The 384-nt window shown below is 39.8% G+C and carries 1 protein-coding gene; it reads right to left on the bottom strand.

Translation table 11 applies throughout. The features are described 5' to 3' along the window. Positions 1–71: 71 nt before the first annotated feature. A partial coding sequence (locus AAEY83_RS13115) for a glycosyltransferase family protein (RefSeq protein WP_502945164.1) occupies positions 72–384 on the bottom strand: 313 nt, incomplete at its 5' end.

Below are 384 nucleotides of genomic sequence, written 5' to 3'. Positions count from 1 at the left end.
AGCCAATACTAAGCAACGCATGATATGACCGCTGCCTATATGAGAAGAGGCATCAGCCCTAATTACGACCTTTAGCATTCAATTGCTCGGTACAAAGCTTCTGCCAATTCCCAATCTTCAGGTGTATCTATGTCTTGTACTCGTTTACGTGGTAGCAAAACAGCCTTCGATCTTGTTCCAAAAATAGCTTTTTTTGCTATAAATGCCTTGGCAGTACCCCAATAAAACTGTCCAGCATCATGATATGCTTCTTCGAGATCTTGCGAACGAGTATTTAAATGCTCTGGCTGAAACATTTCAACGCATTGTTTATCATTAAGCTTTAAAGCTCTTTGAATTGGAAAAGGAAAACTTGTTGCACTGAAGGCGTAATCTACATTACTC

It is taken from the genome of Psychrobacter sp. TB20-MNA-CIBAN-0197 (assembly GCF_040309765.1).
Classification (GTDB): domain Bacteria; phylum Pseudomonadota; class Gammaproteobacteria; order Pseudomonadales; family Moraxellaceae; genus Psychrobacter; species Psychrobacter submarinus.
This window is presented reverse-complemented; position numbering and strand designations above follow the sequence as displayed.